The sequence below is a fragment of the Vibrio bathopelagicus genome (assembly GCF_014879975.1).
GTDB classification, from domain to species: domain Bacteria; phylum Pseudomonadota; class Gammaproteobacteria; order Enterobacterales; family Vibrionaceae; genus Vibrio; species Vibrio bathopelagicus.
Genome location: NZ_CP062500.1, coordinates 2,396,186 through 2,415,497, shown reverse-complemented (window position 1 = coordinate 2,415,497; position 19,312 = coordinate 2,396,186). Strand labels below are relative to the sequence as shown.

At 45.0% G+C, this 19,312-nt stretch carries 13 protein-coding genes and 1 riboswitch; of the genes, 7 read left to right on the top strand and 6 right to left on the bottom strand.

Annotated elements, in window-relative coordinates; genetic code table 11:
• The first annotated feature begins 51 nt into the window (after positions 1-51).
• On the top strand, positions 52-849 hold the full coding sequence (locus tag IHV80_RS10625) for an alpha/beta fold hydrolase (RefSeq protein WP_192889028.1): 798 nt from the start codon (positions 52-54) through the stop codon (positions 847-849).
• 111 nt (positions 850-960) lie between these two features.
• Here IHV80_RS10625 and IHV80_RS10620 read toward each other — a convergent pair whose 3' ends face one another.
• The 5 genes from IHV80_RS10620 to torD form a co-directional block, all read right to left on the bottom strand.
• Positions 961-1,278, bottom strand: coding sequence for a putative signal transducing protein (locus tag IHV80_RS10620; protein ID WP_192889027.1), 318 nt, complete (start codon positions 1,276-1,278; stop codon positions 961-963).
• Positions 1,279-1,323: 45 nt separating this feature from the next.
• The gene (locus IHV80_RS10615; protein ID WP_192889026.1) at positions 1,324-2,004 is read right to left on the bottom strand and encodes a TVP38/TMEM64 family protein; all 681 of its coding nucleotides are present in this window, start codon (positions 2,002-2,004) and stop codon (positions 1,324-1,326) included.
• A gap of 132 nt (positions 2,005-2,136) precedes the next feature.
• A complete protein-coding gene (locus IHV80_RS10610; protein ID WP_192889025.1) occupies positions 2,137-2,727 on the bottom strand; it encodes a TfoX/Sxy family DNA transformation protein in 591 nt (196 codons plus the stop codon).
• A gap of 127 nt (positions 2,728-2,854) precedes the next feature.
• Positions 2,855-2,940: riboswitch (cyclic di-GMP riboswitch) on the bottom strand.
• Positions 2,941-3,110: 170 nt separating this feature from the next.
• A complete protein-coding gene (gene purR / locus IHV80_RS10605; RefSeq protein WP_017105767.1) occupies positions 3,111-4,115 on the bottom strand; it encodes an HTH-type transcriptional repressor PurR in 1,005 nt (334 codons plus the stop codon).
• 317 nt (positions 4,116-4,432) lie between these two features.
• Positions 4,433-5,080 carry a molecular chaperone TorD gene (gene torD / locus IHV80_RS10600; protein WP_192889024.1) on the bottom strand — a complete coding sequence of 216 codons (648 nt, stop codon included), beginning with the start codon at positions 5,078-5,080 and terminating at the stop codon, positions 4,433-4,435.
• 288 nt (positions 5,081-5,368) lie between these two features.
• On the opposite strand from torD, the gene torR reads away from it, so the two are divergent.
• Positions 5,369-6,082 carry a two-component system response regulator TorR gene (torR, locus tag IHV80_RS10595; RefSeq protein WP_192889023.1) on the top strand — a complete coding sequence of 238 codons (714 nt, stop codon included), beginning with the start codon at positions 5,369-5,371 and terminating at the stop codon, positions 6,080-6,082.
• Positions 6,083-6,269: 187 nt separating this feature from the next.
• Here torR and elyC read toward each other — a convergent pair whose 3' ends face one another.
• The gene (gene elyC / locus IHV80_RS10590) at positions 6,270-7,121 is read right to left on the bottom strand and encodes an envelope biogenesis factor ElyC (protein ID WP_192889022.1); all 852 of its coding nucleotides are present in this window, start codon (positions 7,119-7,121) and stop codon (positions 6,270-6,272) included.
• 115 nt (positions 7,122-7,236) lie between these two features.
• Between elyC and cmoM the strand changes: the two genes are divergently transcribed.
• The 5 genes from cmoM to fdhF all read left to right on the top strand — a co-directional run bounded on the left by cmoM (position 7,237) and on the right by fdhF (position 19,292).
• Positions 7,237-8,022, top strand: coding sequence for a tRNA uridine 5-oxyacetic acid(34) methyltransferase CmoM (gene cmoM, locus IHV80_RS10585; protein WP_192889021.1), 786 nt, complete (start codon positions 7,237-7,239; stop codon positions 8,020-8,022).
• A gap of 125 nt (positions 8,023-8,147) precedes the next feature.
• Positions 8,148-9,485 carry a chromosome partition protein MukF gene (gene mukF, locus IHV80_RS10580; protein ID WP_017105762.1) on the top strand — a complete coding sequence of 446 codons (1,338 nt, stop codon included), beginning with the start codon at positions 8,148-8,150 and terminating at the stop codon, positions 9,483-9,485.
• Positions 9,466-10,272: a chromosome partition protein MukE gene (mukE, locus tag IHV80_RS10575; protein ID WP_192889020.1), complete on the top strand. Its 807-nt coding sequence runs from the start codon at positions 9,466-9,468 to the stop codon at positions 10,270-10,272. The genes mukF and mukE overlap by 20 nt, the downstream gene beginning before the upstream one ends.
• Positions 10,269-14,729 (top strand): chromosome partition protein MukB, encoded by a 4,461-nt coding sequence (gene mukB / locus IHV80_RS10570; RefSeq protein ID WP_192889019.1) that lies wholly within the window; start codon positions 10,269-10,271, stop codon positions 14,727-14,729. The genes mukE and mukB overlap by 4 nt, the downstream gene beginning before the upstream one ends.
• 333 nt (positions 14,730-15,062) lie before the next feature.
• Positions 15,063-19,292, top strand: a complete 4,230-nt coding sequence (gene fdhF / locus IHV80_RS10565) for a formate dehydrogenase subunit alpha (protein ID WP_192889018.1) — start codon at positions 15,063-15,065, stop codon at positions 19,290-19,292.
• Positions 19,293-19,312 lie beyond the last annotated feature (20 nt).

Here is a 19,312-nt window from a genome sequence, read left to right as displayed (position 1 = left end):
CATCGCCTCGTGATGAGGCATAGCTCCATTATTATAATTAAAGCGATAGGTATGTCTGAGAGTTTATTATTTCATAAAACATTTACTCACCCTACGAGCGATGAATGGGTTGTGTTTGTGCATGGCGCGGGAGGCAGCTCCTCAATCTGGTTCAAGCAGATCAAAGCGTATAAACAACATTTCAACTTGCTTCTCATTGATCTGAGAGGGCACGGTAAGTCAGACAATATTTTAAAAGAGCTGATAGCGAACCGCTATACGTTCAAATCGGTCACACTCGATATCCTCAAAGTACTTGACCATCTAAAAATCCGCTCCGCGCATTTTGTTGGTATGTCTCTCGGGACGATTATTGTTCGCAACGTAGCAGAATTAGCCGCGGGACGTGTGCGTTCAATGGTACTTGGTGGGGCGGTGACTAAGCTCAATACTCGTTCTCAAGTATTAATAAAGTTGGGTAATTTAAGCAAGCACATCATTCCATACATGTGGTTATATAGTCTCTTTGCTTATGTTGTCATGCCGCAGAAGAGCCAAAAAGAATCTCGCCATCTATTTATCCGCGAAGCCAAAAAGCTGTGTCAAAAAGAGTTTAAACGCTGGTTTATCCTAACTGCTGATGTGAACCCTCTTATGAAGTACTTCAAAGATAGAGAGTTGCCGATCCCAACCCTTTATTTAATGGGAGAACGTGACTACATGTTCATCAAGCCCGTAAAGGAGATGGTTGAAGCACACGAGTCGAGTGAGTTAGTGGAAATAGCGAATTGCGGACATGTGTGTAATGTTGAAAACCCTGAAGAGTTTAATCAACGTTCTATCGCGTTTATTCAAAAACAAATCCAGTGATTCTCTTGGTTCGCTATCAGAACAGATGAATAGATTGAATTAAATAAAAACGGGAAGCTAATATTAGCTTCCCGTTTTTGTTTTAAGGGAGGGGTATCGTTCGTTATGTTCTTACTCTGGTGATGCAGCGCCACATTGCCAACAAGAACCGAATTGCGCTTCGTTGACTTCATGGCATTCACCACAACGCCACTCTTCATAGATGATCGAATCTTGCTGTTTTTGGTACTCATTGACGATCGTGCGGGCTTTACTGGCCAATTCTGGCTCATATAACCATACGTAAGGGTCAGTTTCCTCGGTGAATGGGATTTCCCCTTTCAAACCGAACAAACCCTCACCACGGACTTCACACGCAATATTCTCACTTTCTAACAATCCACAGATGATATGGGCTTCTGTAGGATTCGATGCACTGAAAATTTTCATTGAATAGAACCTTATTCGGCTTTAGGTGTTAGTCAGCCATATACGTTATTCAGCAACAGGTGCTGAACGAAACTTACTCATCAACCATTTAGCAATAATTGGGAATACCCCCAACAAAGCAAACGACAATAATACTGAAGGAGATACGATACCTGAAAGTGAATCAATTTCTGCGAGTTGAGTACCAGCATTCAAGAAAACCGCGGTACCTGGCAGCATGCCTATTTGGCTCGTGATGTAGTAACGAGTCACCGACATTGGGGCTAACCCCATTAACAGGTTGATAAGGAAAAATGGGAAGACAGGAATTAGACGTAGAGAAAATAAGTAAAATGCCCCGTCTTTTTCAACGCCTTTGTTAATCGTTGCTAACTTGTCGCCAAACTTGGTTTGGATCCAGTCACGTAACAGGTAACGGCTACTTAAGAAGGCGAGGGTTGCACCAATAGCACTCGCGAAAGACACTAGCAGTAAACTGTTCCAGAAACCAAATAGAGCAGCGCCTAAGAGTGTAACAACCGCAGCGCCGGGAATTGAGAAAGCCGTGATCATGACATAGGCGGCGAAGTAAATCGCAGCAGCAGCAATAAAATTGCTCTCGATGTAGTCATTCAAAACAGCTTGTTGAGCTTTCGCATTCTCAAGTGTTAGGTATTGGCCGAAATTGACGCCTAATAGGACGATGGTTACGACCAACACGATACCCAATATCATTTTCTTACTCATTGATACTTCCTCTAATTTTCAATGTATACCATTAGTATAGATAGACAGGCAAAGCATAGATTAACTTTCAACAGATATAAAAAAAGCCGCAAGAATGCGGCTTAGTTATGTAGATAGTTTGAACTGACAATATTAATTGACGCGACTGATAAGCTCTTCACGACGTTGCTGCGGTATAACAGACCAATGAGTACCATTGATCGCACCTTCTAGCGCCCAAAGCAGCTCAATGCTGACAGAGGATGCATGCGATTCCTTGATGGCGTTAAATGCGTTTACAGAGCCAGATTCATATAAACATTCTACGGAATCGATCCCCGCCTTTTTCAACATACGCTCGGTAGCCAATCGAAGGTTAGGGAGGTCCTTTAGTCGAGTTGGCTTAGCAGAAGACTGCTCCGCTTTCTCATCTTTAGCAAAACCCAGAGACGTCGTAGCAAGCTGCAAGATCTTTTCTTGGTCTTGCCACAAGCCTTCCGGCAATGCGAAATACTTAGTGACGACAGGGAAACCACGTTTTTTGTAGACGTATGGTTGAAACCCTTGTTGCTCGAATTGCTTTGTTGTGTCTTTGTCCGCTCTTATGTGCAGCTGGTCATTTACAACCAGAGCAAACATAGTGTCATCAGCAAAAAGCCCGAATCCACCAAACATTGAGCGTGATTTTATTTTTCCTAGGGGCTCAAATAATTTCATTGAGTCCTTTAGTATCGGTTTATCCATGTTATTTATCTCGGTGTATTTGAACTACGCCACCAAATAAGCAGGTCCGAGAGATTAGCAAAATGTTGCAATTAAATTGTCAACAAGCCGTAAATTACTAAATTGTTAGTAACTACTGCATTTTGCCATCGGTAACCCCGCTACCATACCAACGAGTGGTTTAGGCCGGAAGCTTTGCGTCTCACTCTTTCGAGTGGTTTGCCCTGTGCGTGACTGACTGAATAGAATAAAGTTTTTGTTGAATGAGGCTCACACCTGATATTTCAAAATGTGATATTGCTTCAATTAATGATCTTGGTGTTATGCAACTAGGTTTATTTTAGTTGCTTATAAAAAAAGCGCACCCAAAGGTGCGCTTAATGAAATTAAACTCGATTTATCAATCAATTTAACGTTTTAACTGTGCTTCGCTCAACAATTTCAGGGTGCATTTCGAAGACACGTTTTTCATGATCTTTATCTTTAATGCGTTCCAACAAAATTTCGAATGCATTTTTACCAACACGACGCTTAGGTTGGTGAACCGTCGTCAATGGTGGAGAGAAGTATTCTGCAAGTTCAATGTTGTCGTAACCGATAACCGAAATATCTTCAGGAATGCGAATGCCTTGCTGTTGTAGACGACTCATTAGGCCAAGCGCCATTGTGTCGTTAAAACAGAATACAGCAGTAGGACGATCTTCCATCTGAGCAATTTTATCAGCTGCAAGTACAGCGGTATCACACTCAAAGTTACCTTCAATGATGAGCTTTTCGTCGGTTGCGACCTTCGCTTCATTGAGTGCGCGTTTGTAACCCGCGATGCGTTCTACACATGCTGCTTTGTCTAAGTGGCCACTTAAACAAGCAATCTTTGTGTGACCACGTTCTAGCAGGTACTTGGTTGCTAGATAGCCGCCTTCTTCAGAGTTATCGATGATCTTATCAGCCTGAGAGGTTTCAGGACCCCAATCCATGACAACTTTTGGGATATCAGCATGGCGATCTAACATGCCACGAAGTTCTTCTGTTAAGTCAGAACACATAACCAAGATGCCATCTACACGCTTTTCTGCAAGCATTCGAATGTAGTCACGTTGCTTCTCATAGATACCACCCGTGTTACACAGAATCAAAGTGTAACCTTGACGGTAGCAGTAGCTTTCAACACCATCGATCACTTCAGAGAAGAAGAGGTTTGTTGATTGAGTCACAAGCATGCCGATAGTACGTGTTGAATTGCATTTCAAGCTACGAGCAACAGCACTTGGCGCGTAGTTTAATTCGTCTACGGCTTTGTTTACTTTCTCTTGAGTCGCTTCTGCAACAAAACGCGTTTTGTTGATTACGTGAGAAACGGTGGTAGTTGATACGCCTGCTAAGCGAGCGACATCTTTTATAGTGGCCATGGTTTTATCCTATTAGAAGCTACTTTCCCAAAGTACGGAATAAAGTAGCCGTTAAGCTACCTAACTAAGAGCTTAAATTTGTAGGGCTCTTTGGGGTATTAAAGTGCTAAAAAACAAAAAACCGCTATTGAGCGGCTTGTCTTAACACCGAAATGCTCTGAACTTAAATAAGCATAGCATTTCGTGAATGTTTCATATTTTATCGTTTGCGGTCACAATTTTAGACTGACTAGAAATTACTCGCAATAAAATTCACCCAGATTTCTGGGTGAATTGTCACATTCTATTGAATTTGTTTACTTAATCATCAGCGAATCTTATTCACCCGCTAAATACTGAGTGTCCAGATTGCAGAAGGCAACGAGAAGAGATGCAACCGATGCATAGAAACCGAATGAATCGATTTCACGACATTTAACGTTGAACTTTGGTACCCAAGTAAGAAGTTGTTGTTCAATAAATTGCTGTTGAACAGCGAACGATTTCTCTAATTCTTCTTCAAGTTCAGTTTCGTTTGAACGGATGATGAGATTACCCAAGAAATCGAGTTCGATAGCAATGTGGTCTGCTGGCTCTTTTAGATCTTTGTTAACCACCAAGTTGTGCTTAGCCATGATGTCTTCCATGTCTTTAGCTGGCTTGTCGTTTAACAGGCCCGTTTCGCCGATGTACATTGAAGCGTAAGGTAGAGCACCATGTTTATCTGTCTTTAAGAATAGATCGCAGAAGTCAGCAGACAGTTCTAGTTGGGCATCATCACGTGTTTGTAGACGGTTCAATGCGTCTACCAGTTTATCAATCGCAGGCTTAAGTGTTTCGTTTTCGCCTAAACCAGTCAGAAAAGAACGAATCTCAACAGAGTGGTAGTGATCGAGTTCTTCTTGTGTGAGCTCTTTAGCGAACAAGCTTGATAGCCACCAGTATATTTCAGCTCTTTGTTCGTTGAATGCTTTCGTATCTTTCATTTCATAGATCCTGATTTAGTCTTGTGATGTTTATATACCCAAGCATCGATAAGTCATTTGGGCATAAGCACACCAAGGCTCAATAACAAGGTTATTTGCTGAACGCAAAGTGACTCGTTAGTCGTAATGCCTATATTGAATTGCCATGGACGATAAATAGCAAGGTTTTAGATTGTCTTGTATCAAAAAAGGTTCATGTTTCTCGCTTTTATCTGCTGTACCACTAGAATTGTTACTAGTTATGAATAGAATGGTTACTGAAACTATTAAATAAGAAAAGTGGTGTAGATGAGCTATCACGTATTAGTCGTAGAAGATGATGTGGTAACCCGCAGTAAGCTGGTTGGATATTTCCAGAACGAAGGTTACACAGTGAGTGAAGCGGAAAGCGGTGCTCAGATGAGAAATGTGTTGGAAGAAAACAACGTTGACCTCATTATGCTAGACATCAACTTACCAGGCGAAGATGGATTGATGCTAACTCGCGAATTACGCAGTCAATCGGACATTGGGATTATTTTAGTTACTGGACGCACGGATAGCATCGACAAAATTGTAGGCCTAGAAATGGGCGCAGACGATTATGTTACTAAACCCTTCGAACTTCGCGAGTTATTAGTTCGAGTTAAAAACTTACTTTGGCGTATTGCTGCTGCTCGTAAAACAGCGGTTGGTGCGACTGTTGAAGTAGAAGACGAATCTGTGGTTCGTTTTGGTGAGTGGACGTTTGATATCCCTCGTCGTGCTTTAAGTAAAAATGGTGAGCCAGTTAAGCTGACTAAAGCGGAATATGAGCTGCTCGTTGCGCTTTCTTCTTACCCTAACCAAGTGTTAAGTCGCGAACGTATTTTGAACATGATCAGCCACCGAGTGGATGCTCCAAACGACCGAACCATTGACGTGTTAATCCGTCGTATGCGTGCGAAGATGGAGTTTGACCCTAAGAACCCACAAATCTTTGTGACGGTTCACGGTGAAGGTTACATGTTTGCTGGTGACTGATTCTCTTAGGGAGTTCTAGTTAGCAACAAAATTTGAACGTAAAAAAACCGAGACATCCTTGATGTCTCGGTTTTTTTTTGCGTTTCATTCTAGAGCTTATAGTTTTCTTGACGATTCATAAGTGACTCGAAAGTCGTTACATGAAAGCAGTGACACTAAAACAGCTACTTGAAACCAAGAACTATCATTAAGACTGCGCTGCAGAAGCTACACCATTATCCTCTTCTAAAATAGAAGGCTCAGGGATAACCACAGGTTCTTCAATATTGTCATTACTGGTGTCTAGCCAGTCACGTAGGCTCTGCCAAACCAATCCCATCGTTTCATGCCAGTAACGTTCTGTCTGTTCAAGATAGAGCGCTTTAGGCATGTACTTATTCCAAGGTTCAACAATGCCTTCTTGTGCAAGGTAGTTTGTTGGTGCTGCTAATGGCTTCATACCTGCCGCATTGAATTCATTCAGGGCGCGAGTCATGTGGCTCGCCGATGTGACTAACACCATCTTTTTGTTTTTAACAAACGCGGCAGCTTGGCGCGCTTCTTCCCACGTGTCTTTAGCGGTTTCAAGCAGAATGATATCGGGTTTTGCTACGCCGAGTGCTAACGCGACCTTAGCCATCATTCTTGCGTTGCTCACTTCAGTGCCAGCACCGTAGCCAGACAGAATGAGTTTTGCACCAGGATAGAGGCGCAGAATACGAATGCCTTCACTTAAACGCATTAGCCCTGTACGGCTAAGCTCTGAGGTTGGTGGAATTTGATCATCGACGACGTGACCACTTCCAAGAACCATAACGTAGTCGATGGTGTCGTCTACGGGTAAAAATGCGGTGTGTTGCCTTTCCATTGGCATTAAAAGTTGACTAGAAACTGGTTGGAAAGCGATTAGGAAAATACCACAGAGGGCTGAAAGGGTAATTAGGCAACCAGTCTTCCTTTTGGTAGTAAACATCACTAGGGCTAAACCCAGAAAAGCGAGAATTAACATTGCTGGCAGTGGCATCAATAGCGAAGACACTACTTTTTTCAGCTCAAACATATCCGAATAGTCCGAAAAAACATCACTTAGTAGTAAAAAGAGACATCGCCTCTTTATTCCTGAAATTCCTGTGACAGAATAGCAGGCACGATAGGACATAATAACTCAAGTAGCCGTGACTGAAGACCGTAATTTCGACGATATTGCCCACAAATTTGCAAAAAATATTTACGGCTCTGACAAAGGAGAGATCCGTCAGATCATCGTATGGGAAGATCTAGAACAAGCTTTGAGCAAATTTGAGCAATCAGCTTCACCTTTGCATGTTCTTGATGCTGGAGGTGGTCTTGCACAGATGTCGCAAAAAATTGCGGCGTTAGGGCATAACGTTTCTCTGTGCGATCTCTCTTCTGAGATGCTTAAGCTTGCAGAAGGAAGTATCAGCGAAGCGGGTTTGTTAGAGCAGTATCGGTTTATTCATTCTCCGGTCCAAAAAGTAGCAGAGCACCTTGAAGGCCAAGTCGATTTTGTGATGTTTCATGCCGTAATGGAATGGCTCGCAGACCCTAAAGAGGCGCTTGATTTATTATTGGAACAAGTAAAACCCGGTGGCGTTGCCTCGATAATGTTTTACAACCACCACGGATTAGTCCTGAAAAATGTGATTTGTGGCAACATTCCTCATGTATTGAATGGGATGCCACATCGAAAACGGTTTAAGCTGCAACCACAAAAAGGCTTGAAGCCAGAAGAGGTTTATCAATGGATAGAAGACGCTGGTCTAGAAATCTGTGGTAAATCAGGCATTCGTTCCTTCAGTGACTACATAGGTAATATGGAGTACATGGGCGACTACCAATTTGAAGATGTATTGGAACTAGAAAAACAGCTATGTCGCCAAGAGCCATATCTGTCACTAGGCCGTTATATTCACGTTTGGGCTCAAAAACCTGCGCAATAACAGCGGTGAATGTGGTAAAAGAAGCCACAACATGCGCTATGCAATCGTAAGAAGCCCGCGTCATAAAGAAATAGACGTAATATCTAATACGTTCGATATTACGAAAAACAGTAACAGGAACCACAATGAGTGAAATGACTCAAACTGCCGAAGAGCAGCCAATTGATGAGTTGGTAGGCTGGGTCAAGCAGCATGACTTTTCATTAAACTTGCCGCCAGAGCGTTTAGCATTTTTGATTGCTATCGCTGTGCTAAGCAATGAAAGGTTCGATGAAGAGCTAGGTGAAGGTGAACTGCACGATGCATTTACCATTGTCACTCGTCTGTTTGAAGATACCGGCGAAGCGTCTGCATTCCGTGCAAACAACGCTATCAACGAGTTGGTTAAACAAAAACTGATTAGTCGTTTTACTAGTGAGATCACCGACGGTGCGAGTATTTACCGTCTTTCTCCACTTGCGATCGGAATTTCAGATTATTACTTACGTCACCGTCAATTCTCTAAGTTAAAACTGTCGATTCAACTTTCGATGGTTGCAGATGAGATGGCTAAAGCGATTGAAGCTGCGCAAAAAGGCGGAACACCTGGCCACTGGCAAAAGAACGTTTATGGCGTTTTGAAATATTCAGTGGGTGAGATCTTCGATCAGATCGATTTAAACCAGCGTGTGATGGACGAGCAGCAACAAACCGTCAAACAGCAAATTGCTGATCTTCTTAATAAAGATTGGCGAGAGGCGATCAATAACTGTGAGTCTTTGCTATCGGAAACCTCTGCTACGTTAAAAGAATTGCAAGACACCTTGCAAGCGGCCGGTGACGAACTGCAAACCCAGATCCTCGATATTCAAGAAATTGTGTACGGTGACGATGAACTCGAGTTCGTAGGCGAAACCTTGTTTGGTTTGCAAATGAAACTTGATCGAATCACAAGTTGGGGCCAACAAGCGATCGATTTATGGATCGGTTATGACCGTCACGTCCATAAGTTTATCCGTACCGCGATTGATATGGATAAAAACCGTGCCTTTAGTCAACGCTTGCGTCAGTCGGTTACCGACTACTTTGACGCGCCTTGGTTACTGACTTATGCCGATGCTGAAAAGCTGACCGATCTTCGTGACGAAGCTTTGGTGCTGCGTGATGATGAAGTGATGGGACAAGCGCCAATCGACGTAGAGTACGAAGAATTCGAGCAAGTGAACGACCTGCTTTCAGACCGAATTGCAGAGATGTTAAAAGCTCACAAACAGCAAGGTGCGCCAATTGATCTTGGTCTTGTGCTACGCGATTACCTCGCAGCACACCCTCGCACACACCATTTTGATTTAGCCAGAATTGTTGTCGACCAAGCCGTGCGCTTAGGTTACTCAGCGTCTGACTATCAGGCTATTCAGCCGGATTGGCAGGCAATCAACGATTTCGGTGCAAAGGTACAAGCAAATGTCATTAACAAGTACTGATGATTACATGCCAGAGAAACTGGTAAAAGCGATAGCGAACCCGTTGTTCCCTGCGCTAGACAGCATGCTGCGTTCAGGTAAGCATGTTTCAACAGAAGACCTAGACAACCACGCGTTGCTTTCTGATTTCGAAGTAGAACTTCAGCATTTTTACCAACGCTACAACACGGAACTCGTGAAAGCGCCTGAAGGTTTCTTCTATCTGCGCCCGCGTTCTACGTCTTTGATTAGTCGAAGCGTTTTGTCTGAGCTCGATATGCTCGTCGGTAAGGTATTGTGTTTCTTATACCTAAGTCCAGAGCGTTTGGCTCACGAAGGTATCTTTACCAATCAAGAGCTATTTGATGAACTGATTTCGCTAGCCGATGAGAAAAAACTCATGAAACTGGCGACGAACCGTGCGTCTGGTTCTGACTTGGATAAAGAAAAACTCTTTGAAAAAGTACGCACATCTTTACGTCGTTTACGTCGTATCGGCATGCTGATTGCGATTGGCGAGACGGGCAAATTCCGTATCAGCGAAGCGGTATTCCGCTTTGGTGCTGACGTACGTGTTGGCGATGATATGAAAGAAGCTCAACTGCGTCTTATCCGTGATGGTGAAGCTGTGGTGCATACTCAAGAGCCTAACCAAGGTAGCTTGTTGAATGAAGAACAAGCGGAAGCCGTATCAGAAATAGATGCTGACGTAGACGAAAACGGTCAGCAAGACATTTTTAACGATCAAGCCGGTTTTGATGATCAATCAAACCTTGGCGAACAGAATAAAGTAGAAGGTGATGCATGATTGAAAGAGGTAAGTATCAATCATTAACCATGATCAACTGGAACGGCTTCTTTGCTCGTACTTTTGATATTGATGGATTGGTTACAACGCTTTCTGGCGGTAATGGTGCGGGTAAGTCGACCACAATGGCGGCATTCATCACGGCGCTAATTCCTGACCAAAGTCTTCTGCACTTCCGTAATACAACGGAAGCGGGTAGCTCACAGTCTTCTCGTGATAAAGGCCTATACGGTAAGCTTCAGCCAGGCGCATGTTATGCCGCGTTAGATGTAGTGAACTCTCGTAACCAACGCCTATTGTTTGCGGTAAAACTGCAGCAAGTTGCGGGTCGTGATAAGAAAGTAGACATCAAACCGTTTGTTATCCAAGGCCTTCCAAGCCATGTTAAACCAACGGATGTTTTGATTCAGAACGTTTCAGACAGCCATGCACGCGTATGTCAGTTAAACGACGTAAAAGCCGCGGTTGCACAATACGAAGGCGCGCACTTTAAAGCCTTCTCTTCGATTGTAGATTACCACTCACAAATGTTTGAGTACGGTGTGGTACCGAAGAAACTGCGTAACAGCAGCGATCGTTCTAAATTCTACCGCCTGATTGAAGCATCGCTTTATGGTGGTATCTCAAGTGCGATTACGCGTTCACTGCGTGATTACCTTCTGCCACAAAATGGTGGTGTGAAGAAAGCATTCCAAGATATGGAATCAGCACTTCGCGAAAACCGCATGACACTCGAAGCGATCAAAACGACTCAGTCGGATCGTGATTTGTTCAAGCACTTGATCACCGAATCGACCAATTACGTGGCAGCAGATTACATGCGCCATGCGAATGATCGCCGTAATAAGCTTGATCAAACCATGAAATTCCGTGGTGAATTGTTTGGCTCACGTGAGACCTTGCTTAATCAAAACAACCTGTTGAATCGAGTTCAAGAAGAGTTGGAGCAGTTGGTTGATCAAGAATCGGCACTTGAGCAAGATTATCAAGCGGCTTCAGATCATCTTCAGTTAGTTCAAACTGCACTTCGTCAGCAAGAGAAAATTGCTCGCTACAGCGAAGATCTAGAAGAGCTTAATGAGCGTCTAGAAGAGCAGATGATGGTGGTTGAAGAAGCTCAAGAACGAGTACTTCTAGCGGAAGAGCAGGCAACCATTACTGAAGAAGAAGTGGATAGTCTGAAAACTCAGCTTGCTGACTACCAACAAGCGTTGGATGTTCAGCAGACTCGTGCGTTGCAATATCAGCAAGCGGTTCAAGCATTAGAAAAAACCAAGCAGCTACTTGGTGATGAATCGATTACCGCAGAAAGCGCATTAACTTTGGTTTCTGAGCTAAAAGCACAAGAAGAATTAAGCACTCAAACGCTACTGTCTACTAAACATAAGCTAGACATGTCTTCTGCTGCCTCTGCGCAGTTCGACAAAGCGCTATCTCTTGTTAAAAGCATTGTGGGTGATGTAGAGCGTAAAGACGCCTCTGACAGCGCTAAACAAGCGTTAGAGAAAGGCCGTAACGCAAAACACGTTGTCGAAAACGAACAGCAGTGGCGTGCCCAGCACCGCGACATAGCTCGTGATGTGGCACAACAGCGTCAAGCCAAAGAGCTAGCGACCGAATACCAAAAGCAACACAACGTTTTACTCACGGATGAAGCGATCTTTGATGAAGAACGCGAACGTCATGCTATGCAGATTGAGTCTCTTGAGTATGCTCAAGAAGATCTGCGTGAAGCGAAAAGTGAGCAACGTCGTGTTCAACAAAATTACGATCAAGAGATTCAAAAACTGGAGTCAATTGCTCCAGCATGGATCACTGCCAACGACGCGCTTGAGACATTACGAGATCAAACAGATGCTGATCTAGAAGATAGCCAAGCGGTGATGACTCAAATGCAGCAAGTGCTGGAAGACGAAAAATCTCAAGCGGTCGCGAAAGATCAATTGGCGACTCGCCGTGCGCAACTTGAACAAGAGATTGAGCGCTTGGCCTCACCGGGTGGTTCAAATGATCCTCGCCTGAAAGGCTTAGCGGATACTCTGGGTGGCGTGTTGCTTTCTGAAATTTACGACGACATCACCATTGGCGATGCACCGTATTTCAGCGCGATGTATGGCCCAGCGCGTCACGCGATTGTTGTGTCAGACCTTGACGGTATTAAAGAGAAGCTGGTGGATCTTGAAGATTGCCCAGACGACCTTTACATCCTTGAAGGCGATGTCGATGCCTTCGATGACAGCTCATTCAATGCTGACGAACTCGAAGGCGCGGTGTGTGTTCAGCTGAACGATCGCCAAATGCGTTATTCTCGTTTCCCTGAGATCCCACTGTTTGGACGTGCGGCTCGTGAGCAACGTTTAGAGAAATTACGTGAAGAGCGTGATGTGGTTGTTGAGAACCACGCGAAAGCAGCGTTCGATTCGCAGAAACTGAATCGCCTATACCAAGCATTCAACAGCTTTGTTGCTAAGCATCTGCACGTTGCGTTCAACGCTGATCCAGAGCAGGCGCTAGCGTCTATTCGCGATAAGCGTAACCAAATTGTACGTTCTCTGGCAGAGCTAGGCTCTAAAGAACAACAGCAACGTAGCCAACTTCTACAAAGCAAGCAGGCAATCGGTGCACTAGACAAATTAGCACCAATGGTTCGTATTTTAGAAGACGAAACATTGGTTGAACGTCTTGCTGAATTGGAAGCGCAACTAGAGCGTTTGAGTGAAGCGAAGTCGTATTTGAACAACCATGGCAAAGCACTGGCTTCGCTCGAGCAGATCGTTTCAGCACTAGATGCTGACCCAGAACAGTTCGAGGCACTAGAAGCGCAATACCAACAAGCAGACCAAGCTCTACAAAGCTTGAAAGGTAAAGTGTTTGCTCTTTCTGACTTAATCGAACGTCGTCACTACTTTGCTTACGCGGATTCTGTAGACCTGCTCAACAAGAGCAGCGAACTGAGTGAGCAATTGAAAGCGAAGTTGATTCAAGCAGAACAAGCAAGAACCAAAGGCCGTGATGGCTTGAAGCAAGCTCGTGAACAGATGAACCAGTACAACCAAGTATTGGCAGCACTGAAGAGCTCACATCAAGCGAAACAAGAAACGGTTCAAGAGTTCAAACAAGAGCTTCAAGAGTTTGGCGTAAATGCTGATGAAGGCGCTGAAGAACGTGCAGTACGCCGTCGTGACGAACTGCATGAACGTTTGCATACTTCTCGTGGCCGTAAGAGTGAATACGAGCGTACTATTACGTCAACTGAACTTGAGATGAAAGCACTGGCTAAGCGTCTTAAGAAAGTACAGAAAGAATACACCGAGCTTCGTACCTTCGTTGTTGCAGCGAAAGCGGGTTGGTGTTCAGTACTTCGTTTAGCACGTGAGAATGATGTTGAACGTCGTCTGCATAAACGTGAACTGGCTTATCTAACGGCAGGCGAGCTTCGCTCTATGTCGGATAAATCACTGGGTGCACTGCGTTTGGCTGTGTCAGACAATGAAGACCTTCGTGATTCGCTGCGTCTATCTGAAGACAACGCGCATCCAGAGCGTAAAGTTCTGTTCTACATTGCGGTTTACCAACACCTTCGTGAGCGCATTCGCCAAGACATCATTCATACGGATGATCCGGTTGAAGCAATTGAAGAGATGGAAGTTGAACTTGCTCGTCTAACAGAAGAACTGACGCAGCGTGAAAACCGTCTAGCGATCAGCTCTGAATCGGTAGCAAGCATCATCAAGAAGACGATTCAGCGTGAGCAGAACCGTATCCGTATGCTGAACCAAGGTCTATCGAATATCTTCTTTGGTCAGGTTAAGGGCGTGCGTTTGAACGTTAAGATTCGTGAAAGCCACGAGATCTTGCTATCGGGTCTAGCGACTCAACAGGAGCAGCACAAAGACTTGTTCGAAAGTACTCGTTTTACCTTCTCTGAAGCGATGGCGAAGTTGTTCCAACGCGTGAATCCACATATCGATATGGGTCAACGTTCTCCACAAGTTCTCGGTGAAGAGCTACTGGATTACCGTAACTACCTAGAGCTAAGTGTTGAAGTTAACCGTGGTTCAGATGGTTGGTTACAAGCGGAATCGGGTGCACTGTCTACGGGTGAGGCGATCGGTACTGGTCAGTCAATCCTATTGATGGTTATTCAGAGCTGGGAAGAGGAGTCTCGTCGACTTCGTAGCAAAGACATCGTTCCATGTCGTTTGTTGTTCCTTGATGAAGCAGCACGTCTGGATTCTAAGTCTATCTCTACGCTGTTTGAACTGTGTGACCGTCTAGGCATGCAGCTTCTGATTGCTGCGCCAGAGAACATTAGCCCAGAGAAAGGCACAACCTACAAACTGGTTCGTAAGGTCTTCAAAGACCACGAACATGTACACGTTGTTGGCTTAAGAGGCTTTGCTCAAAACAAACCGGTATCTCCGGTGCAAGAGCTTCTCGAAGAAACTGAGCAATAAGTTTAATAGTTGAGTTATAACCTTGATAGCTGAGCTATAAGCTCGAAAGCGACTCAATGATATTTATTCAAAGCCCCTAATCATTAGGGGCTTTTTTGTATCTCGAATCCGACGATCTCAAGCTGTGCTGATTCCCAACTCCCAATTCAGCCCCTTTATGTACTGATAAGACCACTCATACCTTGTGGTTATTATCAATGGAACTTGTTTGAGGTCACACGCACAAAACCACAATTAATGTATGGTAATGAATGGCAGTAGTGTCATCGCATTGCTGTGCCAATAATTATTTTTGAGCGTGACTGTTACGCAAACTGGAAGGTAGGACAAGCTATGATTCAAATCGTCATTGATGGAAAATTTCGAATCGTTGAACAAGGGCAAACCGTTCTTGAGGCAGCAAAAACATGTGGTTTAGAGATTCCATCGTTATGTGGTTTGAACAAAACAGCGGATAAAGTACCGTGTGACCTGTGTGTGGTTGAAGTGGATGGTGTGGGGATGACACGCTCTTGTGAACTAGAGGTGTCGAATGGATTGAACATCACTACTCAGTCAAAACAGCTAACGAATCATCGACAAGAAGCGTTGAATCGCATAATGACTGACCATTATGCTGACTGTGAGGCACCATGCCAAACCGCTTGCCCGGCGGGAGTAGATATCCAGTCTTACCTACATCACATTGCGCAAAATGATCATACCAAAGCTATTGAAGTGATTAAGAAAACACTGCCAATGCCGCTATCGATTGGTCGTGTATGTCCTGCTTTCTGTGAAACGGAATGTCGTCGAAACTTAGTCGATGATTCTATTGCGATTCGCCAACTCAAGCGACACGCAGCCGATGCCGATTTGGCTGCTCAAGAAAGCTACACGCCAGCGAAGAAACCCAGCAAAGGCAAGAGCATTGCGATTGTCGGTAGTGGCCCTGGAGGCCTTACGGCAGGCTATTACCTATCTAATGAAGGTTATGATGTCAGTGTTTATGAGTCGATGCCTAAAGCTGGTGGTTGGTTGCGTTATGGGATTCCTGAATATCGCTTACCGAAGTCGATTTTGGATAAAGAAATCGAGCTGATGTGTCGTAACGGGATGTCGGTAGAGTGTGAAAAAAAACTTGGTGTTGATTTTACACTGTCTGATTTGAGTAACGATTTTGATGCTGTTTGTTTAGCGGTTGGTGCATCGCAAGCGGTTGAAATGAACTATCCGGGTAGCGACCTTGGCGGTTGCTATTTGGGTGTCGATTACCTGAAAGATTATGTCACCGACAAACAGTTCACTACGGGCAAAAAAGTGGCGGTTATTGGCGGTGGTAATACGGCGATTGACTGTGCTCGAACCGCAGTGCGTGACGGTGCGGACACCACGCTGATTTATCGTCGCACGCGAGATGAGATGCCGGCGGAAGACTACGAAATCGAAGAAGCTGAACACGAAGGCGTCAAATTCCATTTCTTGACTAACCCTGCTGAAAATGTTGCTGATGAGAATGGTCATGTATCGGAAATTCGATTGGAGCGTATGGCACTTGGCCCTGCAGATGCATCGGGTCGTCGTAGTCCGAAACCTACGGGTGAGTTTTTTGTTGAGGCTTTCGATACCGTGATTGCTGCCGTGTCACAAAAGCCTGATCTTAGCTTTATGGACAATGAATCGCTAGAAATCCCGTTAACGCGTTGGAATACGGCTGATGCTGATCCACAAACCATGCACACGGGAACAGGTAATATCTTCAGTATTGGCGATTTTCGACGTGGCCCAGCAACCGCTGTCGAAGCGGTGGGGGATGGCCGAATTGCTGCGCAAGCGATCGACCGATTCTTTAATGGTGACATGAATCAGATCCCTGCTAAGCCTTTCAATTCAAGAAAGCAAAAGCAGCTAAAAGCTGTTGACCCAGAGCAATATAAATCGATACAGCGAATGGCTCGTAAGATCATGCCAGAGCTCACCCCAGAGCAGCGCGAGCAAAGTTTTGACGAAGTAGAAACTGGCTTTGATAATGCCGATGCGATAGCTGAAGCGGCAAGATGTTTAGAGTGTGGCTGCCAAGCTAATACCGATTGCGACCTGCGAGATTATTCGACTGAATACAAGGCAACGCAAACGCATCCAGAATACAAAATCAATGTGGCTTCTAACGACAGCTGGCAAGCGATTCGCGCTGAAGAAGCTAAGGTCGGTTTAACCAGACAAAAATTCGCGGTTGATGACAGTTCTGAATTCATCATTTTTGATGCCAATCGTTGCATCAGTTGCGGTCAGTGTATCCAAGCGTGTCGCGAACAGAATGTACATGGCGTTTTAAGCTTCATGAATCAGTCTGATGGTAAGCCTGCGTCAAGACCTGAATGTCGTCCTAACTTTGGCGCCGACAAAACCTTAATGGGCGATTCTAACTGTGTTCAATGTGGATCTTGTATTCAGGCATGTCCAACGGGCGCGATGGTGGATGCGAGAGACAAAAAGCAAGGCGACACAGGCGCACTCAAGAAAGTCGACACCATCTGCACCTATTGTGGTGTGGGTTGCAAGCTCACTATGCACGTTGATGAAGCTAAGAACAAGATCCGCTACATCGAGGGTGGTGATTCTCCGGTCAATGAAGGGATGTTGTGTGTGAAAGGGCGATTTGGCTTCGATTTTGTCGGCAGCGATGCGCGTCTGACCACGCCATTAATCCGCAAAGATGGCTGGCTACAACCCGCAAGTTGGGATGAAGCGATTAAATTGATCGCTGATAAATTTACTGCGATTAAACAAGGCTTTGGTAGTAATGCTCTAGCGGGTTTTTCATCGGCTAAAACCACCAACGAAGATAACTATGCGTTCCAAAAATTCATCCGCCGTGAGCTTGGAACCAACAACGTCGACCATTGTGCTCGCCTTTGCCACGCTTCAACCGTAACGGGTTTAGAGGCCTCTCTGGGCAGTGGAGCGATGACCAATGATATTCCAAGTATCAAGCACTCAGATGTGATCTTTATTATTGGATCAGACACCACTTCGGCGCACCCAATTATTGGTTCGCATATCAAGCAAGCGGTGAGACATGGTGGAGCGCGATTGATCGTTGCCGATCCAAAACGAATCGATATTGCAGACCATGCTGAACTTTACTTAGCGCACCGACCGGGTACCGATGTGATGCTGATTAATGGTGTGATGCAGCAGATCATCAAACACGGTTGGTATGACCAAGAGTATATCGAAGATCGCGTTGATGGTTTTGATACCTTGCTGCAAGAGGTCATGTCACCAAGCTATTCCTTAGACAAAGTGGAACTAGTGACAGGTGTGAAAGCGGAAGACATCTTCGCGATGGCGCGTTTGATTGGCACCGCAGAACGCACGGCGGTGTATTACTCAATGGGTATTACGCAACACACCACAGGGCACGATAACGTTCGCTCGATTGCTAACCTGCAACTCTTGTGTGGCAACATCGGTATTGAAGGTGGTGGTATCAACCCTTTACGTGGTCAATCCAATGTTCAGGGCGCATGTGACATGGGCGCGTTGCCAAACAATCTACCGGGTTATCAGAAAGTGTATAATCCAATGGTTCGTCAAAAATTTGCGATGGAGTGGGGCGTTTCCGATTTGCCTGCTGAAACGGGTTTAACGCTCACAGAGATTATCGATGCGGCGTGTCACCGTGACGTACGTGGTTTATACGTGATGGGCGAAAACCCAGTGCTCAGTGATCCAAACCAAGCGCACGTAATTGAAGGACTTGAAGCGCTGGATTTCCTTGTTGTTCAAGACATCTTCTTAACCGAAACGGCGCAGTATGCAGATGTGGTTCTGCCATCTTGCTCGTTTGCTGAAAAGTCTGGTCACTTTACTAACACCGAGCGTCGTGTTCAGCGTATTAATCCTGCGGTTAACCCTCCAGGTGAAGCGAAAGAGGATTGGGTGATTATTCAGATGCTAGCCAACGCAATGGGCGGCGGTTGGGGCTATAGCACCGTTGCCGATATTACCAATGAGATAGCAAGAGTAACACCGCAATATGGTGGCTTACGTTGGGAGAATATTACAGTGAATGGTGTCCAGTGGCCGAGCAATAAGAACAACCCTGACGGAACTCGCATCATGCACCAAACTCAATTCACTCGAGGGCGTGGTCAGATGGAAGCAATTCCGTTTCGATACGCGGCAGAGCTGCCAGATTCAGAATACCCATTAGTGCTAACGACGGGTCGTGTGCTGGAGCAGTTCCATACGGGTACCATGACTCGCAAGACAAAAGGGTTAGATAACTTAGCCGGGCCGCGAGCAATGGTCAGTGTTCATGATGCTGAAGCGTTAGGGATCTCGAATGGACAGATGTTAAAAGTATCGACCCGTCGTGGTGAAATTGAAATAGCTGCTTTTGTTACTAAACGAATGCAAAAGGGCGTGGTGTTTATTCCATTTCATTTCGTGGAATCTCCGGTAAACCGCTTGACGACGACAGCAACGGATCCGCATGCCAAGATCCCAGAATTTAAGGTAGCGGCTGTACGTATTGACCCAATCCGCAAGCGTGAAACTCAAGCAACTGAGGCCTAGCTTAATACGCTAACTTGAGC

Bases quoted from the DNA above. Each gene is read 5' to 3' on its own strand.
- IHV80_RS10625 (WP_192889028.1), top strand. From the start codon at position 52: ATGTCTGAGAGTTTATTATTTCATAAAACATTTACTCACCCTACGAGC.
- IHV80_RS10620 (WP_192889027.1), bottom strand. From the start codon at position 1,278: ATGAAAATTTTCAGTGCATCGAATCCTACAGAAGCCCATATCATCTGT.
- IHV80_RS10615 (WP_192889026.1), bottom strand. From the start codon at position 2,004: ATGAGTAAGAAAATGATATTGGGTATCGTGTTGGTCGTAACCATCGTC.
- IHV80_RS10610 (WP_192889025.1), bottom strand. From the start codon at position 2,727: ATGGATAAACCGATACTAAAGGACTCAATGAAATTATTTGAGCCCCTA.
- purR (WP_017105767.1), bottom strand. From the start codon at position 4,115: ATGGCCACTATAAAAGATGTCGCTCGCTTAGCAGGCGTATCAACTACC.
- torD (WP_192889024.1), bottom strand. From the start codon at position 5,080: ATGAAAGATACGAAAGCATTCAACGAACAAAGAGCTGAAATATACTGG.
- torR (WP_192889023.1), top strand. From the start codon at position 5,369: ATGAGCTATCACGTATTAGTCGTAGAAGATGATGTGGTAACCCGCAGT.
- elyC (WP_192889022.1), bottom strand. From the start codon at position 7,121: ATGTTTGAGCTGAAAAAAGTAGTGTCTTCGCTATTGATGCCACTGCCA.
- mukF (WP_017105762.1), top strand. From the start codon at position 8,148: ATGAGTGAAATGACTCAAACTGCCGAAGAGCAGCCAATTGATGAGTTG.
- mukE (WP_192889020.1), top strand. From the start codon at position 9,466: ATGTCATTAACAAGTACTGATGATTACATGCCAGAGAAACTGGTAAAA.
- mukB (WP_192889019.1), top strand. From the start codon at position 10,269: ATGATTGAAAGAGGTAAGTATCAATCATTAACCATGATCAACTGGAAC.
- fdhF (WP_192889018.1), top strand. From the start codon at position 15,063: ATGATTCAAATCGTCATTGATGGAAAATTTCGAATCGTTGAACAAGGG.